General features: G+C 74.0%; 22 protein-coding genes. 11 read left to right on the top strand and 11 right to left on the bottom strand.

The window, feature by feature from the left end; all coding sequences use genetic code 11:
• Positions 1 to 58: 58 nt before the first annotated feature.
• The 3 genes from ACWERV_RS21580 to ku all read right to left on the bottom strand — a co-directional run bounded on the left by ACWERV_RS21580 (position 59) and on the right by ku (position 3,444).
• Positions 59 to 670, bottom strand: coding sequence for an acyl-CoA-like ligand-binding transcription factor (locus ACWERV_RS21580; RefSeq protein WP_452935339.1), 612 nt, complete (start codon positions 668 to 670; stop codon positions 59 to 61).
• Positions 667 to 2,364 carry an MFS transporter gene (locus tag ACWERV_RS21585; protein WP_452935342.1) on the bottom strand — a complete coding sequence of 566 codons (1,698 nt, stop codon included), beginning with the start codon at positions 2,362 to 2,364 and terminating at the stop codon, positions 667 to 669. Before ACWERV_RS21585 ends, ACWERV_RS21580 begins: the two co-directional genes overlap by 4 nt.
• A gap of 120 nt (positions 2,365 to 2,484) precedes the next feature.
• On the bottom strand, positions 2,485 to 3,444 hold the full coding sequence (gene ku, locus ACWERV_RS21590; RefSeq protein ID WP_452935345.1) for a non-homologous end joining protein Ku: 960 nt from the start codon (positions 3,442 to 3,444) through the stop codon (positions 2,485 to 2,487).
• 38 nt (positions 3,445 to 3,482) lie between these two features.
• Between ku and ligD the strand changes: the two genes are divergently transcribed.
• Positions 3,483 to 4,367 (top strand): non-homologous end-joining DNA ligase, encoded by an 885-nt coding sequence (gene ligD / locus ACWERV_RS21595; protein WP_452935347.1) that lies wholly within the window; start codon positions 3,483 to 3,485, stop codon positions 4,365 to 4,367.
• Positions 4,368 to 4,439: 72 nt separating this feature from the next.
• On the opposite strand, the gene ACWERV_RS21600 is transcribed toward ligD, so the two are convergent.
• Positions 4,440 to 5,093, bottom strand: coding sequence for a maleylpyruvate isomerase N-terminal domain-containing protein (locus tag ACWERV_RS21600; protein WP_452935348.1), 654 nt, complete (start codon positions 5,091 to 5,093; stop codon positions 4,440 to 4,442).
• A 127-nt stretch (positions 5,094 to 5,220) separates the two neighbouring features.
• Here ACWERV_RS21600 and ACWERV_RS21605 point away from each other — a divergent pair, with 127 nt between their 5' ends.
• The 5 genes from ACWERV_RS21605 (at position 5,221) to ACWERV_RS21625 (ending at position 11,847) form a co-directional block, all read left to right on the top strand.
• Positions 5,221 to 7,401: an alpha-galactosidase gene (locus tag ACWERV_RS21605; protein ID WP_452935351.1), complete on the top strand. Its 2,181-nt coding sequence runs from the start codon at positions 5,221 to 5,223 to the stop codon at positions 7,399 to 7,401.
• A 140-nt stretch (positions 7,402 to 7,541) separates the two neighbouring features.
• Positions 7,542 to 8,897, top strand: a complete 1,356-nt coding sequence (locus tag ACWERV_RS21610) for a M20/M25/M40 family metallo-hydrolase (protein WP_452935354.1) — start codon at positions 7,542 to 7,544, stop codon at positions 8,895 to 8,897.
• A gap of 113 nt (positions 8,898 to 9,010) precedes the next feature.
• Entirely contained in the window at positions 9,011 to 10,465 is a 1,455-nt protein-coding gene (locus tag ACWERV_RS21615) for a YfcC family protein (RefSeq protein WP_452935391.1), read from the top strand.
• Between the two features lie 156 nt (positions 10,466 to 10,621).
• On the top strand, positions 10,622 to 10,861 hold the full coding sequence (locus ACWERV_RS21620) for a DUF397 domain-containing protein (protein ID WP_398188369.1): 240 nt from the start codon (positions 10,622 to 10,624) through the stop codon (positions 10,859 to 10,861).
• An 83-nt stretch (positions 10,862 to 10,944) separates the two neighbouring features.
• A complete protein-coding gene (locus ACWERV_RS21625) occupies positions 10,945 to 11,847 on the top strand; it encodes a helix-turn-helix domain-containing protein (protein WP_452935357.1) in 903 nt (300 codons plus the stop codon).
• Positions 11,848 to 11,862: 15 nt separating this feature from the next.
• Here ACWERV_RS21625 and ACWERV_RS21630 read toward each other — a convergent pair whose 3' ends face one another.
• From ACWERV_RS21630 to ACWERV_RS21640, 3 genes are all read right to left on the bottom strand, one after another.
• The gene (locus tag ACWERV_RS21630) at positions 11,863 to 12,678 is read right to left on the bottom strand and encodes an SAM-dependent methyltransferase (protein ID WP_452935360.1); all 816 of its coding nucleotides are present in this window, start codon (positions 12,676 to 12,678) and stop codon (positions 11,863 to 11,865) included.
• Positions 12,679 to 12,824: 146 nt separating this feature from the next.
• On the bottom strand, positions 12,825 to 14,777 hold the full coding sequence (locus ACWERV_RS21635; protein WP_452935362.1) for a coagulation factor 5/8 type domain-containing protein: 1,953 nt from the start codon (positions 14,775 to 14,777) through the stop codon (positions 12,825 to 12,827).
• A gap of 468 nt (positions 14,778 to 15,245) precedes the next feature.
• Positions 15,246 to 15,791, bottom strand: a complete 546-nt coding sequence (locus ACWERV_RS21640) for a GNAT family N-acetyltransferase (RefSeq protein WP_452935365.1) — start codon at positions 15,789 to 15,791, stop codon at positions 15,246 to 15,248.
• 231 nt (positions 15,792 to 16,022) lie between these two features.
• On the opposite strand from ACWERV_RS21640, the gene ACWERV_RS21645 reads away from it, so the two are divergent.
• The gene (locus ACWERV_RS21645; RefSeq protein WP_398188385.1) at positions 16,023 to 16,745 is read left to right on the top strand and encodes a dienelactone hydrolase family protein; all 723 of its coding nucleotides are present in this window, start codon (positions 16,023 to 16,025) and stop codon (positions 16,743 to 16,745) included.
• Between the two features lie 38 nt (positions 16,746 to 16,783).
• Here the strand turns inward: ACWERV_RS21645 and ACWERV_RS21650 are convergent, their stop codons facing one another.
• Genes ACWERV_RS21650 through ACWERV_RS21665 form a run of 4 tightly spaced genes read right to left on the bottom strand, consistent with a single transcriptional unit; the run spans position 16,784 to position 19,533 of the window.
• Positions 16,784 to 17,284 carry a GNAT family N-acetyltransferase gene (locus tag ACWERV_RS21650; protein WP_452935368.1) on the bottom strand — a complete coding sequence of 167 codons (501 nt, stop codon included), beginning with the start codon at positions 17,282 to 17,284 and terminating at the stop codon, positions 16,784 to 16,786.
• A gap of 24 nt (positions 17,285 to 17,308) precedes the next feature.
• Positions 17,309 to 17,839 carry a GNAT family N-acetyltransferase gene (locus tag ACWERV_RS21655; RefSeq protein ID WP_398344352.1) on the bottom strand — a complete coding sequence of 177 codons (531 nt, stop codon included), beginning with the start codon at positions 17,837 to 17,839 and terminating at the stop codon, positions 17,309 to 17,311.
• Between the two features lie 54 nt (positions 17,840 to 17,893).
• Positions 17,894 to 18,328: an SRPBCC family protein gene (locus ACWERV_RS21660; protein WP_452935371.1), complete on the bottom strand. Its 435-nt coding sequence runs from the start codon at positions 18,326 to 18,328 to the stop codon at positions 17,894 to 17,896.
• A 29-nt stretch (positions 18,329 to 18,357) separates the two neighbouring features.
• Positions 18,358 to 19,533 carry an AraC family transcriptional regulator gene (locus ACWERV_RS21665; protein ID WP_452935374.1) on the bottom strand — a complete coding sequence of 392 codons (1,176 nt, stop codon included), beginning with the start codon at positions 19,531 to 19,533 and terminating at the stop codon, positions 18,358 to 18,360.
• Between the two features lie 297 nt (positions 19,534 to 19,830).
• Between ACWERV_RS21665 and ACWERV_RS21670 the strand changes: the two genes are divergently transcribed.
• The 4 genes from ACWERV_RS21670 to ACWERV_RS21685 all read left to right on the top strand — a co-directional run bounded on the left by ACWERV_RS21670 (position 19,831) and on the right by ACWERV_RS21685 (position 25,671).
• A complete protein-coding gene (locus ACWERV_RS21670) occupies positions 19,831 to 21,462 on the top strand; it encodes a cellulose binding domain-containing protein (protein ID WP_452935377.1) in 1,632 nt (543 codons plus the stop codon).
• A gap of 191 nt (positions 21,463 to 21,653) precedes the next feature.
• The gene (locus ACWERV_RS21675) at positions 21,654 to 23,015 is read left to right on the top strand and encodes a cellulose binding domain-containing protein (RefSeq protein ID WP_452935380.1); all 1,362 of its coding nucleotides are present in this window, start codon (positions 21,654 to 21,656) and stop codon (positions 23,013 to 23,015) included.
• Positions 23,016 to 23,261: 246 nt separating this feature from the next.
• Positions 23,262 to 24,494, top strand: coding sequence for a right-handed parallel beta-helix repeat-containing protein (locus tag ACWERV_RS21680; protein ID WP_452935383.1), 1,233 nt, complete (start codon positions 23,262 to 23,264; stop codon positions 24,492 to 24,494).
• 82 nt (positions 24,495 to 24,576) lie between these two features.
• Positions 24,577 to 25,671, top strand: a complete 1,095-nt coding sequence (locus ACWERV_RS21685; protein WP_452935386.1) for a methyltransferase — start codon at positions 24,577 to 24,579, stop codon at positions 25,669 to 25,671.
• Positions 25,672 to 25,756 lie beyond the last annotated feature (85 nt).

Consider the following 25,756-nt stretch of genomic DNA (forward strand, 5'->3'; position numbering starts at 1 on the left):
CAAGATCTTCCGCCGCGCGCCGCCGTCCCGTATGGCGGACGTGCCCGGTCGCCCCGGGTCAGAGCCGCAGGCCGCCGGACAGCAGCGCGAACTGCCGGTCGTACAGCGGCACCAGGTCCACCTCGCCGTCGTGCTCCACCCAGTGCCGCACCACCGCGGTGGAGACGGCCATCAGGGCGGCGGCGGTGCAGCGCACGTCCAGGTCGTCGGCGGCCCGGCCGGTGCGCTCGGCGATCACCTCGGCCACCGAGTCCTGGCTGCGGATCAGCTCGTCCCACGAGCGCGCCCGCAGCGCCGGGTCGGTGAAGCCCAGCCGGGTGCGCAGCAGCAGCTCGTCGCGGTCGGCCTCCAGCATCCTGCCGAGCGAGTCGGTGAGCGCGATCCGCAGGCTGTCGAAGACCGGCTCGCCCGGCGGGCGGGCCCGCAGCGCGTCGGCGAGCGCGGCGTCGTAGTCGTCGTCGAGGACGACGTCCTCCTTGGTGGGGAAGTAGCGGAAGAACGTGCTGGGGGAGACCTCGGCCGCGGCGGCGATCTGCTCCACGGTGGTGCCCTCGTAGCCCTGGGCGGCGAAGAGGCGGTAGGCCTCGCGGCGGATGGTCGCGAGGGTGCGCTGCTTCTTGCGCTCCCGCAGGCTCGTCCCGGGCGCGGCCGGGGTCTCCTTGGCGTTCATGCCGGCGATTCTCCGCGCTCGGGCACCGCCCCCGCCAACCCGGCCCCTGCCGCGTCTGCCGTCCCCGCCCCGTCCGCCGGTCCGGTCCCGTCGGCCGTCCCCGCCTCGTCCGCCAAGCCGGTCGGCCGCGGTACGGACCCGGGCCCGGCCGGGGCGGTTGCCGGGACGGGGGCGCCGGATGCGTCCCGGCCGGGCAGGAAGAGCGCCCCGAGCAGCGCGCCCGCGACCGCGATGGCGCAGCACACCAGCAGCGCCAGACCCATGCCGTGCAGGAAGGCCCGGTGCGCGGTGTCCGCGAGAGCCGGGTCGCGCAGCCGGGCGGCGACCTCGTCGGCGCCGCTGACCGAGTCGCGCGCCTGGCCGGCGTCCGCGGCGGACAGCCCGGCCACGTGCAGCCGGGCCAGGTAGCCCGCGCTCAGCAGGCTGCCGAGCCCGGCCACGCCCAGCACGCCGCCGACCTGCTGGACGGTCTCCAGCAGGCTGGTGCCCCGCCCGGAGGCCCCGGGCGGCAGCGACGCCATGACCAGGCTGGTCGCGGGCACGGTGGCGAGCCCGAAGCCCAGCCCGGTCAGCGTCAGCCACACCGCCGCGTAGCCGTACCCCGCGCCGCCGCCGGTGGCCGCGCCCAGCAGGGTGCCCGCGGCCAGCACCAGCAGTCCGGCGGGCACCACGACCCGGGCGCCCAGCCGCGGGACGAGCTGCTCGCTCAGCGCGGCGGCCGCCATCAGCCCGGCGATGAGCGGCAGGATCCGCAGCCCGGTGCCGAACGCGTCGTGCCCGAGCACCGCCTGGAGGTACTGCGGCACCACGAACAGGATGCCCATCACGGCGAAGTTCACGAAGACGGCGACGAGCGTGCCCCAGCGGAACCGCGGGTCGGTGAAGAGTCCGGTGTCCACCAGCGGGAAGGGGTGGCGGCGCTGCTGCACGACGAAGACCGCGAGCAGCGCCGCCCCGCCCGCGATCCCGGCGAGCACCCGGGCGCTGCCCCAGCCGTCGCCGGGCACCAGGATCGTGCCGTAGACCAGGCCGGTGATGCCCAGGCCGCTGAGCAGCGTGCCCGCCAGGTCGAAGGGGACGGCCGCGGCACGGGCGCGCGGCGGCTCGGCGGGCAGCAGCAGGAGGCAGGCCGCCAGCGCGAGGGCGAACAGCGGCACGTTGAAGAGGAAGACCGAGCCCCACCAGAAGTGGTTCAGCAGCCATCCGCCGACCAGCGGGCCGACCGGCAGGCCCAGCGCGGTGGCCGCCGTCCACACACCGATCGCCTTGGGCACCTCCTCGGGCCCGAAGACCTTCGGCAGCACCGCCATCGACACCGGCATGATCATCGCCGCGGCCAGTCCGAGCACGGCCCGTATCGCGATGAGCTGCCCGGGGCTGTCGGCCTGGGTGCCGGCGAGCGAGGCGAGGCCGAAGAGCGTGACGCCGGCGATCAGGATCCGGCGGTGCCCGTAGCGGTCGCCGAGCAGCCCGACCGGGAGCATGCCCACCGACAGCGCCAGCAGGTAGCCGCCGTTGATCCACTGCAACTGGGCACTGTCGGCGCCGAGTTCACCGGCCAGCGTGGGCAGCGCCACGGTGACGACGGTGCCGTCGAGCGCGACGGTCAGCACGCTCAGCGTCAGGGCCGCCAGCACCCACCAGCGGCGGGGCGAGGCGGCGAGCGTCGGGGGAGGGGCGGCGGGCGCGGACATGGCGGCCTCCAGGGAGTCGGCTGTGTAATGACAGTAGACTCCCATGAAGGGGTGTGATGTCAAATGAAAGTTGACCCTCAATTTTTTTGGACGCCGGACCGTCCGGCCGCTCCGGCGGGGTCAGTTGGCCTTGCGGCGGCTCGCCGCCTTCTTCGCGGGGGCCTTCTTCGCCGTCTTCTTGGCCGCCGTCTTCTTCGCCGCGGCCTTCTTGGCGGGACGCTTGCCCGTACCGCCGCCCTTGCCCGACCGGCCGCCGATGTCCGTCACGGTCGCGTCCTTGCCCTCCCCGTCCCCGCCGCCGCCCGCGCGGCCCTCCTGGGCCTGGTCCACCGAGGCCTGGAGCGCCGCCATGAGGTCCACGACCTGGCCGCCGCCGGTCTCGCCCTCGACCGTGGGCAGTTCGGCGCCCTCCAGCTTGGCCGTGACCAGCGCCTCGACCGCCGCCGCGTACTCGTCGTGATAGGCGGTGAGATCGGCCTCGCCCAGCGCCTCGATGAGGGTGTCGGCGAGTTTCAGCTCGTTGTCGGAGATGTTGACCTTGCCGCGCGGGGCAGCGTCGGCCGCCGAGTTCAGCTCGTCGGGCCAGCGCAGCGTCTGGAGCAGCAGGATGTCGTCGCGGGCGGTGATCAGGGCCAGGTGCTCGGAGTTGCGCATCGCGAACTTGCCGACCGCCGCCTTGCCCGAGCGGGAGAGCGCCTCGCGCATCAGCACGTAGGGCTTGTTGGCAGTGGGGGAGGAGGGGGCGAGGAAGTACGGCGTGTCCAGCTGCATCTGGTCGATCCGTGCGGTGTCGACGAAGCCGCTCACCTCGATGGTCTTGGCGGTGGGCAGCGGCAGCGCCTGGAGTTCGGCGTCGGTGACCTCGACGAGCTGGTCGTCCGGGGTCTCGAAGGCGCGGCCGATCTCGGCGGAGGACAGCACCTCCTCGTCCAGCTCGCAGGTCTTCTGGTAGCGCACCCGGCCCTGGTCGGCCAGATGGATCTGCCGGAAGCTGATCTTGTGGCTGGACACCGCGGATCCGAGCTTCACCGGGATGGAGACCAGGCCGAAGGCGAGGGTCCCGCTCCAGACGCTGCGCATAGCATGTCCCTTTGATCCGGATATGGGATCTTTAGGATATGCCGATCACCGAGGTCGGGGGCCGCCGGATCACCCTCAGCCACCTCGACCGGGTCCTGTGGCCGGACACCGGCACCACCAAGGGCGAGCTGCTGCACTACTACGCGACCGTGGCCGACGCCCTGATCCCGCACTGCGCCGGGCGCCCGGTGAGCTTCGTGCGCACCCCCGACGGCGTGCAGGGGCAGCGCTTCTTCCAGAAACGCCCGCCCGCCGGTACGCCCGAGTGGGTGACGACCTCCGAGACGCTGCGCAAGAGCGGCGAGCTGATGCCGCAGGTCCAGATCAACGACCTGGCCACCCTGATGTGGGCGGCGAACCTGGCCTGTGTGGAGATCCACACCCCGCAGTGGCGGTCGGCGGAACCCGGCGCCGCGGACCGGCTGGTTGTCGATCTCGACCCCGGACCCGGGCGCACCGTCGTCGACTGCTGCGAGGTGGCGCTGCTGCTGCGCGACCGGCTCGCCGCCGACGGGCTGCACGCCTGGGCGAAGACCAGCGGCTCCAAGGGGCTGCACCTGTACGCGGCGCTGCGCGACGCCGACGCCGAGCGGGCCTCGTCCTACACCCGCGCCGTCGCCCGCGAGCTGGAGCGCGCCCACCCCGACCGCGTCGTCTCCCGCATGGCCAAGGCCGACCGCACCGGGCGCGTCTTCCTCGACTGGTCGCAGAACTCCCGCAAGAAGACCACCGCGACCCCCTACACCGTCCGCGCCCGCCCCGAGCCCACCGTCTCCACGCCGCTGTCCTGGGACGAGGTGGAATCCGCCGCCTCGCCCGCCGACCTGGCCTTCACGATCGCCGACGTCCCCGCGCGGCTGGCCGCCCACGGCGACCTGCTGGCCCCCCTGCTCGTGCCCGCGTCCGCCGCCCCGCTGCCCTGAACCGCGGACGCGCTCCCGCCCGGGGGGCCCTTCCCGCGCGGGGACGTCTCGACGCCGCGCCGGCGCCGCCTGTCAGCCGCGCGGTTCGCCGTACCAGCGCCACTTCTCCTGGCGCGGGCGGTCCGGCAGGGCGACGCGGCCGGTCGACCACAGCAGCGCGGGCCAGGGATCGGTGTCCGCGGGGGCGTGCGGGAAGAGGCGGCGCAGGGTGCGGGCGCACAGGGCAGGCGGCGGGGTGAAGGGCGGCAGGCCGAGCCCCGCGGCGATGTCGTGGACGTGGACGAGCGTCTCGACGACGCCCATCGCCGCGAAGCCCTCCGGGTCGGCGGCGCCGAAGCCGTGGTGCGCGCGCACCTGCGGCGGGGTCACCCGCACCATCGCGGCCAGCAGCGCGCCGCAGCCGTCCAGCACCTGGAGCAGGCCTGCGGGCCCCGCGGCGCGGTCGACGAAGACCGTGCTCACCGGCCCGCCCGGGAACTCGCTGCGGTAGACCACCGGCACCAGGGCGTCCAGCGGCGGCCGCTCCGGCCCGATTTGCAGGGCGTACGAGAACAGGTCGTCGGCCAGGTGCTCCGCGGTCTGCCAGCACGTCCACGTCAGACCGCCCGCCGGGGCGTCCCAGCCGTCGTCGGGGGCTTCGCGCAGGGCGGCGATCGACAGGCGGACGGCCTCGGTGACGTCGTCGGCGGTCACCGGGCCGGGGGCGTGGGCAGCGGCTGAGGTCATGCCCGGCACCGTACCGTGTGGCGGCTAGCTGCCGGGCCGCCGACCATCGCGTTGGAATCTGTTGACCAACGGAGGAAAAAAACCCTAGATTCACCATGATCGAACGCGAGGCCTGAAAGGACTCCCCATGCCGACACCCCCCGCCCGTGTCCTCGCCCTGCGGGCCGCGGGCACCGCGCTCGTCGTCGAACTGACCGCGCCGGTGCCCCGCGTACTGCACTGGGGCGCCGACCTCGGCGCGCTGTCGGACGCGGACACCGCCGCGCTCGCCCTGACCGCCGACCAGGCGGTGCTCAACAACGCCCTCGACGTGCCGCGCCGGCTGACCGTCTGGCCCACCGAGGCCGACGGCTGGTCCGGGACCCCGGCGCAGGAGGGCCACGCGGCGGGCGGCGGCGCCGCGCCCGGACCGGTGCTGACCGGCAGCACGCACACGCGGTCCCCGGCGGGCGGCGGCGAGATCGTGCTGTCCCTCACCGACACCGCGACCGGCCTCGACACCGAGCTGACGTACCGTCTCGAACCCTCCGGCGTGCTCGCCGCCTCGGCCACCCTGACGCGTCGCGCCGACGCCGGACCCGAGCCGTACGACCTCGCGCGCGTCACCACCCTGCTGCCGCTGCCCGGACGGGCCACCGAACTGCTGGACTTCACCGGCAAGTGGAGCCGCGAGCGGGTGCCGCAGCGCCGCCCGCTCGGCTACGGCAGCCACGTCCGCGAGGCGCGGCGCGGCAAGCCCGGCGCCGACTCGCCCTACCTGCTCGCCGCCGGCGCGCCCGGCTTCGGCTTCCGCACCGGCGAGGTGTGGGGCGTGCACATCGCCTGGAGCGGCGACCAGCGCTACCTCGCCGAACGGCTGCCCGAGGGCGCGGGCGTGCACGGCGGTGTCCTCGGCGGCGGCGAACTGCTGCGGCCCGGCGAGATCCGCCTCGCGCCCGGCGACACCTACCGCACCCCCGTGTGCCACTTCGCGTGGTCCGGCACCGGACTCGACGGCCTCGCCGACCGCTTCCACGCCCTGCTGCGCGCCCGCCCCGGCCACCCGCACAGCCCCCGGCCGGTCGTCCTCAACAGCTGGGAGGCCGTCTACTTCGACCACGACCTCGACCGGCTGCGCCGCCTCGCCGACCGGGCCGCCGAGGTCGGCGTCGAGCGCTTCGTGCTGGACGACGGCTGGTTCACCGGCCGCCGCGCCGACAACGCCGGCCTCGGCGACTGGTACGTGGACCCCGCCGTGTGGCCCGACGGCCTTAGCCCGCTCGCCGACCACGTCCGCGCGCTCGGCATGGACTTCGGGCTGTGGGTCGAGCCGGAGATGGTCAACCCCGACTCCGAGCTGGCCCGCGCCCACCCCGACTGGATCCTCGGCCCCGCGCGCGGCCTCGGCCCCACCTCGCGGCAGCAGTACGTGCTCGACATCAGCCACCCGGACGCCTGGGCGTACCTGCTGGAGCGCATCGGCACGCTCGTCGGCGAGTACGGCATCGGCTACCTCAAGTGGGACCACAACCGGGATCTGCACGAAGCCGTGCACGGACCCGGCGACCGGCCCGCGGGCCACGCCCAGGTCGAGGCGCTCTACCGGCTGCTCGACACGCTGCGGGCCCGCCACCCTGGACTGGAGATCGAGAGCTGCGCCTCCGGCGGCGCCCGTGTCGACCTCGGCATCCTCGCCCGCACCGACCGGGTCTGGACCTCCGACTGCAACGACCCGGTCGAACGCCAGGCGATCCAGCGCTGGACGGGGCAGCTGCTGCCGCCCGAGCTGATGGGCTCGCACGTCGGCGCCGAGCGCAGCCACACCACCGCACGCGTCACCACCGCCTCCTTCCGCCTCGTGACCAGCCTCTTCGGCCACCCCGGCATCGAGCAGGACCTCACCGCCTGCGCGCCGGAGGAACTCGCGCTCATCACCGCCTGGACGGCGCTCTACCGCGAGCTTCGCCCGCTGCTGCACAGCGGACGGCAGGTCCGCGCCGACCTCCCGGACGACGCGGTGCTGCTGCACGGCGTGGTCGCGCCCGACACCTCCGCCGCGCTCTACTGCTGGGCCCGCACCGAGACCTCGGCCGACGGCCAGGCCGGACGCGTGCCGCTGCCCGGCCTCGACGCCGCCGCCGCCTACCGGGTGCGGATCCGCACCGAGCCCGGCCTGCCGTCGCTGCACCAGAACGCCGGACCCGCCTGGTTCACCGCCGCGCTGGAAGGCTGGGTGCCGCTGCCGGGGGCGGTCGCGGTGCACGCCGGGCTGCCCATGCCGACGCTGAACCCCGGTCAGGCGCTGCTGCTGGAGGTGCGCGCGGCCTGAGCCGCGGTCCGCCGTCCGCCGTCCGCCCGCCGCCCGTTCGGCCCACCCCGGCCTGCACGGGCGGCGCGGCGTGCGCCAGGGTCTGAGGTGGACAGCCGCGCCCGGGACCGGGCACGGACCAGCCGGACCGGGGAGCGCCGATGGACCTCAGCAGCACGGTGGACAGCCTGATGGAGGGCCTGACCGCGGACCTCGCCCGGCTCGCCGCGATCCCCTCCGTCGCCTTCCCCGGCTACCCGCGCGCCGAGGTCGAGCGCGCCCACGACCTGCTGGTGGAGCTGCTGCGGGACGCCGGGGTCGAGCACATCGAGCGCCTCGACCTGCCCGACACCGCGCCGGTGATCTACGCCGAGGTGCCGCCGCCGGACCCGGACGCGCCGACCGTGCTGCTCTACGGCCACTACGACGTCCAGCCGCCCGGCGACGAGTCGCTGTGGCTCTCCCCGCCGTTCGAGCCGACACCCGTCGAGGGGGGCCTGCGGGCGCGCGGGATCGCCGACGACAAGTCCAACGTCATCGCCCACATCGGGGTGCTGCGCGCGTACGGCGGCCGCCCGCCGACCGGCCTGAAGATCGTCCTGGAGGGCCAGGAGGAGTACGGCAGCGCCTTCGACGACTACCCGCCGACCGACCCCGCGCGCTTCGCGTGCGACGCGATGGTCATCGCCGACATGGGCAACCTGCGCCCCGGCACCCCCACCCTGACGACGGGTCTGCGCGGGGTCGCCGAGGTCGTGGTGGAGGTCCGCACCCTCGCCGAGGCCCGGCACAGCGGGGAGTTCGGCGGGGCCGCCCCCGACGCGCTCCTCGCGCTGCTGCGCGCCCTCGCCGGGCTGCACGACGAGCACGGTGACGTCGCCGTCGAGGGGCTGCGCCGCGAGGAGTGGCGGGGCGCGTCGTACACCGAGGAGGAATTCCGCGAACTGGCCACCGTCGCCGACGGGATGCCGCTGACCGGCAGCGGGAGCCTCGGCGAGCGGCTGTGGAGCGGCCCGGCGATCACCGTGATCGGCCTGGACGCCCCCGCCGTGGACGGCGCCGCCTCCGCCGTCGTCCCCTACGCCCGCGCCAAGCTCAACCTGCGCGTGCACCCCCAGCAGGACCCGCGGGAGGCCACCGACGCACTGGTACGGCACCTGCGCGCCCAGCGCCCGTACGGCATCGCGCTGACCGTCACCCCGAGCGACGCGGGCCCCGGCTTTGAACCCGCCACGGACGGGCCCGCCTACCGGGCGGCGCGCGCGGCGCTGCGCGAGGGCTGGGGGAGCGAGGCGCAACTGGCGGCCAGCGGCGGCTCCATCCCGCTGGTCAACGGGCTCGCGAGGGCCGTGCCGGACGCCGAGGTGCTGCTCTTCGGCGCGCAGGACAGCATGTGCAACCTGCACGCGCCCAACGAGCGGGTGCTCTTCTCCGAACTGCGCGGCGCCGTCGTCGCCGAGGCGGCCTTCCTGCGCGAGTACGCCGCGGACTTCAGGGCGGCGGGCGGCCGGCGGTGAGCGCCGCGACGGCGGGCCCCGGCACGTCGGCGGACGGCGCCGGGCCGCCGCCCGCCGACGGCGGGGGCGACGGCGGCGGGAGCGGTGGGCACCGCTTCACCTTTCCCAGCGCGCTGACCGTCCTGGCCCTGGTCACCGTCGCGGTGTGGGCGCTGGCCTTCGCGATCCCGTCCGGCGAGTACCGCCGCAACGCCGACGGCAAGCCGGTCCAGGGCACCTACCACCACGTCCCCTCCGGCCTGAGCTTCGGCGGCCACCTCAAAGACCTCTTCCTCTCACCGGTCAACGGCCTCTACGGCATCCAGGACCCGAAGACCGGCGCCGTCGGCCCGGACAACACCGGCGACCTGTACGGCAGCGCGGGCGTCTTCCTCTTCGTGCTGGCCATCGGCGCGTTCATCACCGTGGTCTTCGCGACCGGCGCCCTGGACCGCGGCATCGCCCGGCTCGCGCACGCGCTGCGCACCCGCGGCGCCCTGCTGATCGCCGGCATCATGGTCGTCTTCTCGGTGCTCGGCACGGTCGAGGGCTTCGCCGAGGAGACCCTGGGCTTCTACGGGCTGATCGTGCCGCTGATGCTCGCCCTCGGCTACGACCGCATGGTGGCCACCGGCACGATCATCCTCGGCGCGGGCGTCGGCGTGCTGTGCTCCACCGTCAACCCCTTCGCGACCGGTGTCGCCTCCTCGGCCGCCGACATCTCGCTCGGCGACGGCATCGCGCTGCGCTCCCTGATGTGGGTCGTGCTGACCGCCGTGACGGTCGGCTACGTGGTCCGCTACGGCCACCGGGTGCAGCGCCGCCCCGAACGCTCGATCAGCGGCTTCCTGCCCGGCGACCGCGAGCAGGGCGCGGAACGCACCCAGGAGCCGCCGGAGCTGACCCGGCGGCACAAGACCGTGCTGGCCGGGGTGGCCCTGGTGTTCACCTTCATGATCTTCTCGGTGGTGCCCTGGTCGAGCGCGCTCACCGGCAAGGCCGACGCCGTGCCGTACGGCTGGGAGCTGGACTGGTCCTTCGCCGAACTCGCCGCGCTCTTCGTCGTCGCGGCCGTGCTCGTCGGGCTGCTCGCGCGGATGGGGGAGCAGAAGCTCAGCTCCACGATCGTGCAGGGCGCGGCGGACTTCATCTCGCCCGCGCTCGTCATCATGCTGGCCCGCGGCGTCACGGTCATCATGAACAACGCCAAGGTGACCGACACCGTGCTGCACGCCATCGAGGGCGTCGTCTCCGGATCGTCGAACGCGCTCTTCGCGGTCATCGTCTTCGTCGTCAACCTGCCGCTGGCCTTCCTCATCCCCTCCACCTCCGGCCACGCCACCCTCGCGATGCCGATCCTCGCGCCGCTCGCCGACTTCGCGGGCGTCTCCCGCGCGGTCGTCGTCACCGCGTGGCAGGCCGCGAGCGGCTGGATGAACCTGTGGGTGCCCACCACGGCCGTGACGATCGGCGGGGTCTCGCTCGCCAAGGTCCGCTACGACCGGTACCTGCGCTTCATCTGGCCGCTGCTGGCCATCCTCTTCGTGCTGATCTGCGGATTCGTCTCACTCGGCGCTGTCGCCACCTGACGCGGGCAGGAGACGTGGCGAGGGCCGGGGCAATGTATGCAATTGCATCGGGAATTGCAGCTGCAGTTGCGGGGTAGACCCCGGATGCGGACACCACTCGACGGTGCCCGTGCGGCGCACCAGCCGGCGGAAGCGAGCCCGAGAGGCGGTACGGCCATGACCGAGCAGTTCGGCAACGGTGTCCAGGCCAGCAGCATTCCCGGAGTGGAATGGATCAAGAGCGCCCGCAGCAACCCCAGCGGAAACTGCGTGGAGTTCGCGCGACTTCCCGACGGAGGGGTGGCGGTTCGCAATTCCCGCTATCCCGACGGGCCGGCTCTGGTATACACACGGGAGGAGATAACCGCATTCGTCGGAGGCGCCAAGGACGGCGACTTCGACACCTTCACGGTGTGAAGCCTGCGGTGTGACGCCCCTGGGGCGGGTCGCGGGCTTCGCGGAGCAGTACCGGCCGTTCCGGTACCACTCGGGGAGCCCGCATGACCGCACAGCCGCAGCCCGCCTCGCCCTTACCCCTGTTCGAGCGCCGCCCCGAGATGGGTTCCCGGGCCATGTCCCGGGTGCTCGGCACCTACCTGCGTGCCCTGCGGGAGAGCTGCGGCTGCTCCCCGGCCGCGGCGGGCGCCCACATCCGCGCGCACGCCTCGAAGATCAGCCGCATGGAGACCGCGCACGTCTCCCTCAAGGCCCGCGACGTCGACGAACTCCTGCACCTCTACGGTGTCGGTGAGGCCGAGCGCGCCGAGATCGCCCGCCTGGTGCAGCGTGCCACCGGCCCCGACTGGTGGCAGCCGTACGGCGAGATCGTGCCCGACTGGCTCCAGCAGCTCATCGGCCTGGAACGGGACGCCCACCTGGTACGCAGCTACGAGACGCAGTTCGTGCCCGGCCTGCTCCAGACCGAGCGGTACGCGCGGGCCGTCGTCCACAGCGGCCACCGCCTCGCGCCCGCCGAGGAGAACGCCCGGCGCGTCGATCTGCGCCTGGAGCGGCAGCGGCGGATGACCGAGCCCGGCGCCCCCGTGCTGTGGGCGCTCGTCGACGAGGGCGTGCTGCACCGCCCGGTCGGCGGCGCCGAGGTGATGCGCGAGCAGCTCACGTATCTGCTGGAAGTGCTGCGTCAGCCCGGTGTACGGCTGCAGATCGCCTCCTACGCCGCGAGCGCCGCGGCGACCCCGGGGACGTCCGTCACCTACCTCCGCTTCGCGCAGGGCTTCCTGCCGGACATGGTGTACCTGGAGCACATGACGAGCGCGGTCTACCTCGACCGGCTCGCCGACGTCGACCACTACCGCGCCGCGCTGGACGAGCTGAGCGCGCTCGCCGCGACCCCGGCGGCCAGCCGGGTGCTCCTGGAGCAGGCCCTCCAGCGCTATCGCTGACGCCGAGCGGGGGCGTCAGTCGATCCGGCCGACGCCCCCGTACTCGATCCACTCCATGCTCGGCTGCCGCGGCACCAGGTCGGAGTCCGGGCGCCAGGTCGACACCTCGACGAGCCCCGGCTCCAGCAGCCGGGTGCCCTCCAGGAAGTGCCGGACGTCCGCCTCGCGCCGCACCTCGCCCCAGTTGCCGTCCGTGGTGCGGTCCATGAAGTCGGTGACGCCGCGCCGCGTCTCCTCGTCCTCGCTCACCAGCTGGCACACCACCAGGAAGCTGCCGGGCGGCACCTTGGCCGCGGCGCGCTGCACCACACCCGCCGGGTCGTCACGGTCCGGGATGCAGTGCAGCACCGACACGAACAGCACCGCGACCGGCTGCTCGGTGTCGATGAGCCGCTTGACCTCCGGATGCGACCACACGGCCTCGGTGTCACGCATGTCCGCCTGGATCACGGCGGTGTTCTCGTTCTCCTCCAGCAGCGCCCGGCCGTGCGCGAGCACGATGGGGTCGTTGTCGATGTAGACCACCCGGCACTCCGGGTCGACCCGCTGGGCCACCTCGTGCACGTTGTCCTGCGTCGGCAGGCCCGAGCCGTGGTCGACGAACTGCCGGATGCCGTAGTCCTCGGCGAGCCGCCGCACCACCCGGCGCAGGAACGCGCGGTTGTTCACGGCCAGCACCTTGGTGCTGGGGACCTGCTCCAGCAGCTCCTCGGTCGCCGCCCGGTCGGCGGGGTAGTTGTCCTTGCCGCCCATCAGGTAGTCGTACATCCGCGCCACACTGGGCACGTTGACGTCGATGCGGTCCGTCAGCGGGACATACGCGTCGTCCATCGGGTCCTCGCGGCATCGTCGGCCCGGCGCAGCCGAGGCGGAAGTGAGCTGGAACACTCCCCATCCTAGGCAGCCGCAAGCCTTCGGGCGACCTCAACTGCCCCATGCAGAACGCCTGGTGACGTTCCGTGGCATCCAACTCCCGTTCAGTACGCGGGGTAGTCGATCACGTGCACCGGCACGGTCGCGGTGCCCTGCGCGGCCCCGCCGTGGTCGTTGACGACGTGCTCGATGACCCCGGCGCCGTTGAGCGACACCGTCAGCACGTCGTGGAAGCGCACCCCGTCCGTCACCGGCGCCTCGAACCCGCTGCGCACCCGGATCTCCGGATCGACCGTGAAGAAGCAGTAGCAGCCCAGCCCCCACGCCTCGTGCCGCCGCACCTGCTCCGCGACCTTGTACGCCGGGTAGCCGTCGGCGCCCGGACGGCGGTAGGCGCCCTGGTGCGGCGGGTCGTAGGGCAGCTCGCTCTGGAACATCACCGTACGGCCGCCCTCGCCGTTCCACAGCACGTTCTCCCGCTGGAAGTGCTCCACGAACAGCCCCGTCGCCATGACGTCGGCACCGTTGACGACGACGCCGTGCTCGGCGGTGTTCACCGTCCAGCCCACCCCGCTGCCGTGGTCGGCGCGCCACGCCCAGACATGGTCGATCAGCACGTCGTCACTGCCCACCACCAGCGCCGTGCCGGTACGCCCCGGGCCCGCGCCGCCGACCCGGAAGAACACGTCCTGCACCGACGTCGGGTCCTGCGGGTCGCTGCGCCGGCCGCGCCCGCCGCCGATCTCCAGCAGCGCCCGCGACTCGGCCTCGGCCGCGTCGAAGAGCAGCCCGGCGATGCGCACCCCGCGCACGTTCTCCACCCGCATCGCGACCGCTCCGGTGACCGGGACGAGCGTCGCGAAGCCGAGGCCCAGCACCACCGTGCCCGCCCACTTGACCTTGATCGTGCCGGTCAGCCGGTAGATGCCGGGGGTCAGCAGCAGGTGCTTGCCCTGCGCCAGTGCCTTGTTGATGGCGCGCACCGAGTCGGTGGGCTTCGCGACGAAGAACTGCTCGATCGGGATCGAACTGCCCGGGGTGTGCCCCGCGCTCCAGGTCGCGCCCGCCGTGTCGTGCCGCAGCGCGGGCAGGAAGACCCGGTAGCGGCCGGTCGCGTCCACGTAGAGGAAGGGCTTCTCACGGCTGACCGGGGTGGTCGGCAGCGTGGTGTACGGCGGCTCGGGGAAGGACTGCGCGGGCGCGCCGGTGACACCGCAGAAGACCTGGTTCCACACGGCGTCGGACCAGCCGCCGACCGTGCTGTTGCGGGTGAACCACTGCTGCTGCGAGGCGTTGACGACCTCGCCGTCGACGACCGAGTCCGCGATGTAGCCGCCGCTCGCGAAGCCGCCGAGTCGCGGCGACAGGAGGAGCCGGCCGCGGATGTGCACCCGGCGCAGCGGCGCGGCCTGCGACACCGCCCAGCGGTTGGCCCCGCCCGCGGGCTCGACGGCCAGATTCTCCGCCGAGCGCCAGAAGTTGGTGAGCGCGCTGTCCCCGCCGCCCGGCTGCGGCCTGCCCTCGACGCGCACCGCGCCGTTGATCGTCACATCGTCGGGCGACAGGCCCAGGCCCGCGACCGAGGTGTAGTAGCCGAGCTGGGCGTCCACGTCGTAGCTGCCGGGCTTGAAGAGGAAGGCGAAACGGCCGGTGCCGAACTCGCCCACGACCTGCTGCTGGGCGGCGGCGTCCAGTGCGGCCTGGATCTCCGCGGCGGGGGTGGCCGGGTCGAAGACCCGCACGTTCGGCCCGAAGTCCGGCTCCGCGGGCCCCGGTCGGCGCTCCTGGCCCTGGGCGGCGGCGGGCGCCGCGGCGGTGCCCAGCGGCACGGCGGAGGCCAGCGCGGCGGTCGTGATGAAGGAGCGGCGGCTCAGCCCGCCGGTGTCGGCGTCGGGATGCGCGCCGGGCTGTGCGTCGGGGTGCGCGCCGGTGCGGAAGCCGGTGGCCGGGGCCGCCGCTGTCGGAGCAGTGGCGGTGGAGGTGGCGGTGGCGGTCGTGGTGGCGGTGTCCGTGACGGTGCCGGGGAGTTCGCTGCCCGCAACTCTGAACGACGACATGACGACGACCACCTTCCGCGACTGTCTGCGACCTTCGTACGACCCGGGACCGGCAGCCCCACGGACCGCGGGCGCGTGAGAGCGCTCTCTTGCAGACGTACCCTGCGGGCTGCGGGAAGCCGGTGTCAAGATTTCGTGAGAGCGCTCTCGGCCAGCTGTGACACCGCTGCTCACAGCCGCACCAGCCGCCCCGCGGGGCCGGGTCCCACCGCCTGCCGCGCCGCTGCCCGCGGTGTTCGCCGCGCCCCCGTTCGTCACGGGGACATGGGCTCTGACCTGCGGTGACGTCTCGTCGGGCGGGACGGGCGCGCGGCGTCCGGGGGAGCGGGCGCGGAGCGTGCCGGAGCGGACGCGGGGTGCTATTACGGTGTCGTAACTGTTGCGTGTGCGTCAGGTCGCGGCAGGCGCCGCCGGGCGCTCCGGAAACCCGGCCACGAGACGGCCCGGCGGCCTCACGGCCTCACGCCCTCAGGGCCGGGCGGACGGCGCCGCCGGGTGCCGCAGGCCGAGCCACTGCTCGGCGCCCCACGCCTCGAACCGCTCCGCCTCCGTGAAGCCCAGCCGCGCCGCGAGGCGCATCGAGGCGGAGTTGGCGGTCTGGGTGGCGAGCACCACCGGTTCGCCCGGGAGGACGGAGTCCAGCCAGCCGAGTGCCGCCGCGCACGCCTCGGCGGCGTAACCGGACCCCCACGCCCGCGGCAGGAACAGGTAGCCGAGATCGGCCTTCCCCGCGGCGGCCGGGCGGCGGTCGCGGGGCCCCCTCCTGAGCAGGATCTGCCCGATCATCGAGCCGTCGAGCTCGACGACGAAGCTCCCGGGCCACTGCTCGGGCACCTCGGGCAGCTCCTGTTCGAGCTCGGCCCGCGGCCGGGGACCGCCCAGGTAGGTGTGCACCTCGGGCGACGCGAGCAGTTCGACGAACGCCGCCCGGTCGCGCGCCTCGGACGCGCGCAGCACCAGCCGCTCCGTCCTGATCGGTTCCGGCGGCCATGTCACGGGGCCCAGAGCGTCCATCAGCGCACGCTAGCAGCAGGCCCGTTCGCCCGGGAAGCGGTGCCGGGGCGGCCGTTGGTGCCCTGCCCGCCGGGTGCGCGCGGGGCGAAGGCCGCGGGTGCGCCCGACCCGCTGCCGCGCGGCAGGCGTGCGCTGCCCGTCCGCCTCAGCAGGCCACAGTCTCCACCGCGCCGTTCCGCCTGCGGAGAACAGCGGCCCGGTCGGACCCGGCGGTCACTACCGTCCCGTCATATGACGACGACAACGCGCACGGTCGAATACCCGGCCGACGGGCTGACGATGACCGGACACCTCGCACTCCCGGCCGGAACCGGTCGCCGCCCCGCGGTGCTGATCGGGCCGGAGGGCATGGGGCTCAGCGACGTGGAGCGCCGCCGGGCCGACGCCCTCGCCGAGCTGGGGTACGTGGCGCTGGCCTTCGACCTGCACGGCGGGCGCTACCTGGGCGACCCGCAGGAGATGCTGGACCGCTGCATGCCGCTGCTCGCCAGCCCCGAGCGGATGCGGGCCGTCGGCCGTGCGGCGCTCGGCGTGCTGCTCGCCGAGCCGCGCACCGACCCCGCCCGGATCGCCGCCGTCGGCTACGGCACCGGGGGCGCCGTCGGGCTGGAACTCGGGCGCGACGGGGCGGATCTGCGCGCGATCGGGACGGTCAACGGGCTGACCACGGGCCGACCGGGCGAGGCGGCGCGCATCCGCTGCCCGGTGTGGGCCGGGGTCGGGTCGGAGGACCCGATCATGGCGCCCGCGGTGCGGGACGCGTTCACGGCCGAGATGCAGGCGGCGGGCGTCGACTGGCGCCTCGTGGTCTACGGCGGCGCCCTGCACGCCTTCCACCATCCGACGGTCGACCACCCCACGGTCCCCGGCGTCGGCTACCACCCGCGGCACGCGCGGCGGGCCTGGCGCGACGTCCTCGACCTGCTCGCCGAGTGCCTGACCGCGACGGAATGACCGGGCCGGAGTGACCGGGGCGGCGACCGCGTGGCCGGTCAGCCGAGGGCCCGCTCCATGCAGACCAGGGCGTCCCGCTCGTCCCAGGACTCCACCACCGTGAAGCCGAGCCGCTCGTACAGGGCGATCGCGTCGGTCCGCCAGTTCCAGACCGACAGCCGCACGGCGGTCGCGCCCGCTGCCGCGGACCGGGTGAAGGCCGCGCCGAGCAGGGCCGACGCGATGCCGCGGCCGCGCAGGGCCGGGTCGGTCCACAGCCGCTTGACCTCCGAGCGGCCGCTCGCGGGGGCCGTCACCACGACGCACCCGGCGGCGGTGCCGCCGCTCACGGCCACCAGGACGGTGTCACCCGCGAAGGCGGTGCGCGGGTCGGCCACTTCGGCGCGGTAGCGGGGCGGCAGGTCTTCCGTGCCCGTGACGGGGGCGCCCTTCTCGGACTCCGTCCGCAGGTGGTAAGCGGCGAGCAACGCGGACAGCGCCTCGTCGGACGGTCCCTCGGCGGGCCAGCGGACGAGGGTGGTGCCGTGCGCGTCGCTCATCGTGCCAGCATGCCACGCCGCAGGTCAGGGCCTCAGCAGGCCCCCCACCCACCAGTCGTGCGGCTTGCCGTCGTTGGCTATGCCGCGGTTGCGGAGCGTGCCCTCGACGGTGAAGCCGATCTTCTCGGCGACGGCGCGCGATCCGGTGTTGCCGACCATCGCCCACCATTCGATGCGGTGGACGTCGAGGGTGGCCCAGCCCCAGTCGCACAGGGCTCGGGCCGCCTCCACCGAGAAGCCGTGTCCGCGCTGCTGCCGGGCCGCCCAGTAGCCGAGTTCCCAGACGCCGGGGCTGACGACGAACAGGCAGTACAGGCCGACCAGGTCGCCGGTGTCCCGGCGGAAGGCGCCGAGGGTGTAGTTCTTGTCCTCGGCCCAGCCCGCGGGCATGTCCTCACCGATGCGCTTCTCCGCGTCGGCCCGCCGGTACGGCACCGGGACCGGCGTGTAGAACTGGATGTCCGCGTCCTGGCAGGCCTCGTACACCGCGTCCACGTCGTCCGGGGTGAAGGCGCGCAGCAGCAGGCGGTCGGTCTCAAGCGTCACTGGATCCACCGCGGCATTATGGAGACCGCGGCGGACGGTGGCCAGCGAATATCGCGGCCGGGCTCACTCCTGGGCCGCGGGCTGCTCCGTGCGGCGTTTGATGCCTTCGCCCTCCAGGGCGAGGTAGCGGCGGATCGTGGAGCCGAGGAGGAAGCCGACCGGCCAGGACAGGACGCCGGACTGGTCGAGGGTCAGGGTGAGGCGGGTGCCGGTGCCCTCCGGTTCGACGACGTGTCCGGCCCGGGAGACGGCGCCGGGGGCGCGACTCTCCCAGGTGAAGGACGTGCCCTCGTCGAGGGCGGTGATCTGCCAGACCGCGGGGCGCAGCCGGGGCTGGCGGACGGCGAAGCGGGCGCCGAGGGCCAGGTCCGGGCCGGCGAGACCGCGTACCGAGGTCATGGCCGGGGTCAGCTCCGGCCACTTCTCCGGTGCGGCGAGCACCTCCCAGACCCGGGCGGCGGGTGCGGCGATCGTGGCGGAGTAGGCGTAGCTGGGCACAGGGCTCCTTCCGGCCGGTCCCGGTCAGGTTACCGACGCGCCGTCGGCGCGTGAACCGGCCGGTGGGACGCGGCTGCGGCCTGGGTCGTCCGGCGGTGCCGGCCGGGCGCCACGCCGTACCACCGCTTGAAGGCGTGGGCGAAGGCGAATTCGGAGGAATAGCCCACGCGGGCCGCGACCCCCGCGAGCGGCAGCGACGACTCGGCCAGCAGCCGGGCGGCGAGCGTCATCCGCCACCACGTCAGGTAGGCGAGCGGCGGGCGTCCGGTGAGGGACGCGAAGCGGCGGGCGAAGGCGGCGCGGGACAGACCCGCCTCGCGGGCGAGCCGTTCGACGGTCCAGGGGGCGTCCGGGGCGCGGTGCATCGCGCGCAGCGCGGCGGCCACCGGCGGGTCGGTCAGCGCCGCACCCCAGCCCGGCTCGGCGGTGTCGGGTCCGGGCCGGTCGGCGAACCACGCGCGCAGCGCGTAGAGCAGCAGGGCGTCGAGCAGCGGGGGGATGAGCGCGTCCGTGCCGAGCCGCGGCCGGTCCAGCTCCCCGGCGAGCAGCCGGACCGCGGCCGTGACGTCCGGGTGCCGCGCCGGGCTCGCGGGCAGGTGCAGCACCGCCGGGAGTTCGTGCAGCAGCGGGTGGACGTAGCGCGGGTCGAGCCGGTAGCCGCCGCTGAGCAGGACGGACGCGGGCCCGTCGCCCGGTGCGGGGTCCGGCGGGGTGCGCTCGGCGCCGCGCGGACCGGGGACGTGCCCGCCGGGCCTGAGGTGCGCGGGCGGGACGGCGCCGCCGCGGACGGCGGGCCGCGCCGCGCCGCCGGGGGAGAGGTGCCTGGGGGCGTCCGGGCCGCCGAGCGGGTCGGTCAGCAGGTGGTCGGCGCCGTGCGGGACGAGCAGGACGTCGCCGGGGCCGGCGCGCGCCCCGGCCGGGGCCCGGACCGGCCAGGACCCCGGTGCGGGCGGCGGGTGGCCGGCGGTGCGCGGGCCGTCGTAGGCCGCCACCGCGGTCAGGGCCTCGCCGTCCGGCACGGCGGAGGCGGCGGAGCCGTCGGCCGCGTCGACGCGCAGCACGCACGCGCCGTGCAGCACCACATGGACCGACACGGTGTCCGGCCCGGGGCCGAACTCCCGTGCCCAGGGCGCGGAGCAGCGCACCAGCGACGACCGCGGCCGCCCGGTCCTGGCTGCCGCGACCACATCGCTCAGTACGTCCACTCCGGGACGCTACCCCGCATCGAGACGCCCACGCAGACGGCCCGCGCCCTCCCGCACACCCCGTCTGCGGGCTGTCGCGTACGACGCGCCGCCCCGCCGCCGGAGGGGCCGGTTCCGGGGGCCGGTCCGCGGGGTCCGCGCGCTCCGCGGGCGTGTGCGGCGGATCCCTTGACTTTCCGTCACGCCTCAGTACCTTCATCTTGCTTAACCGGTACAGACGGAAGTCGCCATCCGACTCCGCTGTCACCCGCACCAGCCTTCCTGTCAGGGAACGTCCGGACATTCCGAGGAGAATGCATGACACTCCCAGCACGACGCTTCTGGCTGGCGGCGCTCGCCGCGGTGACGACGGCACTGATGGCCGCCCTTCTCGCCGTCGCCGCCCCCGGCCCCGCCCGCGCCGCCACCACCGGCTTCGTCCAGCGCTGCGGCACGCACTTCTGCGTGGACGGCAAGACCGCCTACTTCGCCGGAGCCAACTCCTACGACCTGTTCACCTTCGGCAGCGGCTCGGGCGACACCGAGACGCAGTACATGGACAAGGCCGCCATCGACAGCGAGATGGCGAACATGGCGGCGGACGGCGTCACCGTCGTCCGCACCTGGATGTTCGACCACGAGCAGTGGCACGGCTTCGAACCCGCCAAGAACACCATGAACGAGCAGGAGTGGGCGGAGTTCGACTACATCCTGTACTCCGCCGCGCAGCACGGCCTGCGGGTCGTCCCGGCGCTGGAGAACTACTGGACGGCCTACGGCGGCGTCAACGCCGTCCTCGGCTGGGAGGGCGTCTCCACCGCCAACTCCGGCTACTTCTTCGACGCGTCGAAGTGCCCGGGATGCCTGGCCGACTACGAGTTCTACGTCGACTACGCGCTCAACCGGGTCAACCACTACACGGGCGTGGCCTACAAGGACGACCCGACCATCTTCTCCTGGGAGCTGATGAACGAGCCGCGCTACCAGGACGTCGACCCGGCCGACAACACGGTCGGCGCGACCTTCCGGGCCTGGGAGGACAAGGTCGGCGCGCACATCCGGTCCATCGACGGTCACCACATGATCGACAACGGCATCGAGGGCCAGGGCAGCGCCTACGGCTACGGCAGCGACAACGGCGTGCCGTACACGTACGAGTGCCAGTCGCAGTACATCGACTTCTGCTCCGCGCACATCTATCCGACCGAGGGCTGGGCGAACCTCTCGGTGAGCGCCACGCAGGCACTCGTCGCGAAATACATCGCCGACGCGCACACCGGCGCCGGGAAGCCGTTCTTCCTGGGCGAGTTCAACACCTCGGCGAGCACCCGCAGCACGTACTGGCCGGCCATCTACAGCACGATGGAGTCCGGCAACGGCGACGCGGACGCCTTCTGGTGGTACATGAACAGCAGCAAGGACGGCAACTACGGGGTGATGCACGGCGATGCGGTGCTGAGCTACTTCACCGCGCACTCCAACGCCGACAAGGCCAAGAGCGGCGGCGGCACCACCCCGCCCACGACGCCCCCGACCACGCCCCCGACGACACCCCCCACCACCCCGCCGACCACGCCGCCCACCACCCCGCCCACGACCCCTCCGACGACGCCCCCCACGACGCCGCCCGCGGGATCCTGCGCGGTGAACTACCACATCGACGACTGGGGCAGCGCCTTCAACGCGAGCGTGACCATCACCAACGGCACCTCGGCGCTGAGCAGTTGGAGCCTGGTCTTCTCCTTCCCCGGTGACCAGAAGATCACCAACATCTGGAACGGCGTCGCCGCGCAGAGCGGCAAGCAGGTCACCGTGACCAACGCGTCCTACAACGGCACCGTCCCGGCGGGCGGCAGCGTCGCCTTCGGGTTCAGCGCCTCCTCGGTGTCCGGCACCAACGGCGTCCCGGCCGCCTTCACCCTCAACGGCAAGGCCTGCGCCGTCTCCTGAGCCGGCCGCGTATCCGTACGGTCCCCCGCCGCCCTCCCCGCGGCGGGGGACCGTCCGCGTCCGCCGCTTGCTTACGCGGTTCAGCGAACTGCCGTACCGTCATGTGCCGCCGCTTCGGGGACCGTTGACGGCGCCGGGCCGCGCGGTGACTATGGGAGCGCTCCCATTCCCCCCACGTCAAGGAGCCGTCCATGCGCGTACCCGCGCACCACCGCCGCCGGCCGCACCGCAGACTGATCGCGGCGCTCGCCGCCGCCGTCACCGCGGCGCTGGTGTCCTTCCTGACGATGCTGCCCGCCCCCGCGGCCACGCCCGCCGCCGCCCCGGCCGACGTCACCGGCAACGCCACCCACTTCGACGGCCTCGGCCAGCCCTACGGCGGCTGCGGCATGCCCCAGTCGGCGCTCGACATCCCGGACTTCGTCGCGCTGAACGTCTTCGACACCCCGGGCGACTACACGATGTACCAGCGCCCGGTGCCCGCCTCGCAGAGCTCGATCATCGGCGCCTGGGACAACGGCCACAACTGCGGCCGCTATGTGCAGGTCACCATCGGCGACTACTGCACCGGCACCAACGACGGCGCCGCCGGCCAGGCCTTCTGCCGCGGCGGCGGCTGGACGTCGGACCAGTACGACGGCGCCACCCTCACCATGCTGGTCGCCGACAGCTGCGCCGACCCCAACGCGTGGTGCCGCGACGACCCGAACCACCTGGACCTGGACACCGCCTCGCTCGGCCACTTCACGCAGAACGGCAGCGCGGTCAGCGGCCTCGCCGACCACTGGAACAACCGCCAGGTCTCCTGGCACTACGTCGAGGCGCCGGGCTACACCGGCGACATCAAGATCGGCTTCCTCCAGGGCGCCCAGCGCTACTGGGGCGCGGTCTCCGTCTCGCACCTGCCCAACGGCATCCACGGCGTCGAGTACTACTCCGCGGGCGCCTGGCACGACGCGCAGATGAACGGCGACATGGGCCAGTCCTTCATCCTCGACCCGATCACCGCGGGCGGCACCGACTTCCGCATCCGCGTCCGCGACGTCACCGACTCCTACGTCTTCGGCGGCCGGACCTACGACTTCTCGCTCCCCGCGTCCTGCTCCGGGCAGTGCTCGGCGGCGTACACGGCCACCAGCTACACCACCGGCGGCGGCGACGGCTCGACGCCTCCGACCACGCCCCCCACCACCCCGCCGACGACGCCCCCGACCACGCCCCCGACGACCCCGCCGACCACGCCGCCCGCCTCCGGCGGCTGCACGGCGGCCGTGCACATCAGCAACTCCTGGTCCGGCGGCTTCCAGGCGGACGTGACGGTGCAGAACACCGGCACCCGGCAGACCGGCGGCTGGGCCGTACGGCTGACACTGCCCTCGGGCGTCCAGGTCGCGAGCGTGTGGAACGCCGCCGTCGACACGTCGGCGCCCGCGACGACGCTGCGCAACGTCTCCTACAACGGCACCCTCGCACCGTCCGCGAGCACCTCGTGGGGCATGACCCTGAACGGATCCGCGACGGATCTCGGCACCCCGGTCTGCACCGCCTCGTGACGGCGGCCGCGGCCGGCTGACGGAACGGCACCACGGGGCCGCCGTGCGCACCGCGCGCACGGCGGCCCCGCGCCGTCCCCGGATGCCCGCGCACAAATGGCGGGCCGACCAGGGCGCCCATAGCTTCGAAGCGCGTCCGCGCCGCCCACCCCCGAGGGGGCGAGACGGCGGGCGCGATCCGAAGAAGGCCCTGGGACCTTGCGCAGCGCTGTCGCTCTGCCAGGTCGAGAAAGGCAGGTCAGAGCGATGCTCGTACGGCACAGCACATACCTGGCGGGAGTCATGGCGGCCGCGGCGCTCGGCGCCGGCGTCATGGTGGCGCCCGCCGCGCACGCGGCGGGGAGCCTCCACGTGGTGCGCGCGGGCCAGTCCATCCAGGAGGCGGTCGACGCGGCCGCCGACGGGGACACCGTGCTGGTGATGCCCGGCACCTACCGGGAGAGCGTGCAGATCACGCGGAACGTGACGCTGATGGGCGCCGCCCCCGGGCAGGTCACCCTCACCGCCCCGGCGGGCCAGGGCGCCGGGTCCGCGCCTGCGGACGGCGCCGCCTCGGCGGACACCCCGAGCACCCACATGAACACCACGACGTCCACCACCGGCGCCGACACCGGCACCGCGCCCGCGCAGAAGCAGACCGCCGCGGCGCAGCCGAAGGAGGGCACCGCCGTCAGCGGCACCACGACCCAGGCCGCGTGCGCCGCCGCCGGGCACGGCCTGTGTGTGACCGGCGTGTCCGAGCCGCTCACCGCGGTGCGCATCGAGGGCCTCGACGTCACCGGCTTCCGCGCCGACGGCATCGACGCCTCCAACACCGACCGCATGGTCGTCCGGCACGTCCTGGCGCAGGGCAACGGCGCCCAGGGCATCAGCCAGGAGAAGTCCACCCGGGCGGTGCTCAGCGACAACCGGGCCGTCGACAACGGCCAGTCCGGCATCTTCGTCGCCAATTTCGTCAGCGAGGAGGGCGGCGCGCTCGACACCCAGGGCACCGTGATCTCCGGCAACACCCTGACCGGCAACCGGATCGGTGTGACCGTCCGCCGGGCGCGCGTCCTCACCGTCGAGGACAACACCGTCTCCGGCAACTGCGGCGGTGTCTTCGTCGTCGGCGACGAGAACAACCCGAAGGCCGGCGACCTCGACATCCGCGCCAACCGGATCACCGAGAACAACAAGTTCTGCGCCGCCAGCGGCCGGCTCCCCGCCATCCAGGGCACCGGCGTGCTGCTCACCGGCGCCGAGGACACCCGTGTCACCGGCAACACCATCAGCGGCAACTCCGGCGCCTCGCCCATGTCCGGCGGCGTCGTGCTCTTCCCGAGCGAGGTGGGCGTCGCCGACCTGCGCAACCAGGTCGACGACAACACCCTGACCGGCAACGTGCCCGCCGACATCGCCGACCGCGACACCAAGGGCTCGGGCAACACCTTCAGCGCGAACTCCTGCGCCGTCTCCCAGCCGGCCGGCCGGTGCTGACCGTCCGCCGCGCCGGACCGCCGCGCACGCCGCGGCCGCGTCCGATCCCGCCCCCGACCCGGCACGACCGAAAGGGCCGACCATGACCATGACCCGACCGGCCGCCGCGCCCGCGGCCACCGCCGAGGCGCAGCAGGCCACGCCCGCAGCGCCGCAGCACGCCCCCGACCAGTCCGCGATGCGCATGCGCGAGCTGGTCTTCGGCGCCGCGTGCGCCGCCGCAGTCCGCGCCGCCGCCCGGCTCGGCGTCGCCGACGCGCTCGGCGACGAACCCGCGACCGCCGAGGAGCTGGCCGCGGTGGTGGGCACCGAGGCCCGGCCGCTCGGCCGGCTGCTGCGCGCGCTGGGCAGCTACGGTGTCTTCGCCGAGCAGGGCGACGGCCGCTTCGCGCACACCGCGATGTCGCGGATGCTGTGCGAGGACGCGCCCGACTCGCTGCGCAACATCGCCCTGTGGTGCACCGAGCCGTGGACCTGGGACGCCTGGCCGCGGCTCGACGAGGCCGTGCGCACCGGCCGGGACGTCGTCACCGGCCTGTACGGCAAGCGCTTCTTCGAGTACCTGCACGAGGACGCGCCGGACTCCGCCGCGGTGTTCAACAAGGCCATGACCCGTTCCAGCATGCAGTCCGCCCGGGACGTGGTGGACAGCCTCGACCTGACCGGCATCGCCTCGGTCGCCGACATCGGCGGCGGCCAGGGCCACGTGCTGGCCGGGCTGCTGGAGCGCTACCCGCAGATGCGCGGCACCTTGCTCGACCTGCCCGAGGTCGTCGCCAACGCCGACCCGCGGCTGCGTGAGGGCGGTGCGCTCGCCGACCGCGCCACGCTGCTGCCCGGCGACTGCCGCGACCGGATCCCGGTACAGGCCGACCTGTACGTCATCAAGAACATCCTCGAATGGGACGACGACAGCACCCGCAGGACGCTGGGCAACGTCGTCGCCGCCGCCCGCCCCGGGGCCCGGGTGCTGGTGATCGAGAACCTGGTGGACGACAGCGCGTCCATGCGCTTCACCACCGCGATGGACCTGCTGCTGCTGCTCAACGTCGGCGGGCAGAAGCACACCCGGGAGAGCATGGTCGCGCGGATGACCGAGGCCGGCCTCACGGTCGGCGAGGTGCGCCCGGTGGGCCCGTACCTGCACGCCTTCGACAGCGTGGTCCCCGGCGCCTGACCCGGCCCCACGCGCGACGACGGCGGCCGGCCCGGGGATCCCCGGGCCGGCCGCCGTCGTCGCGCGTGGGGCCGGGTCAGGCGCC

This window comes from Streptomyces sp. NPDC004031, assembly GCF_053604375.1.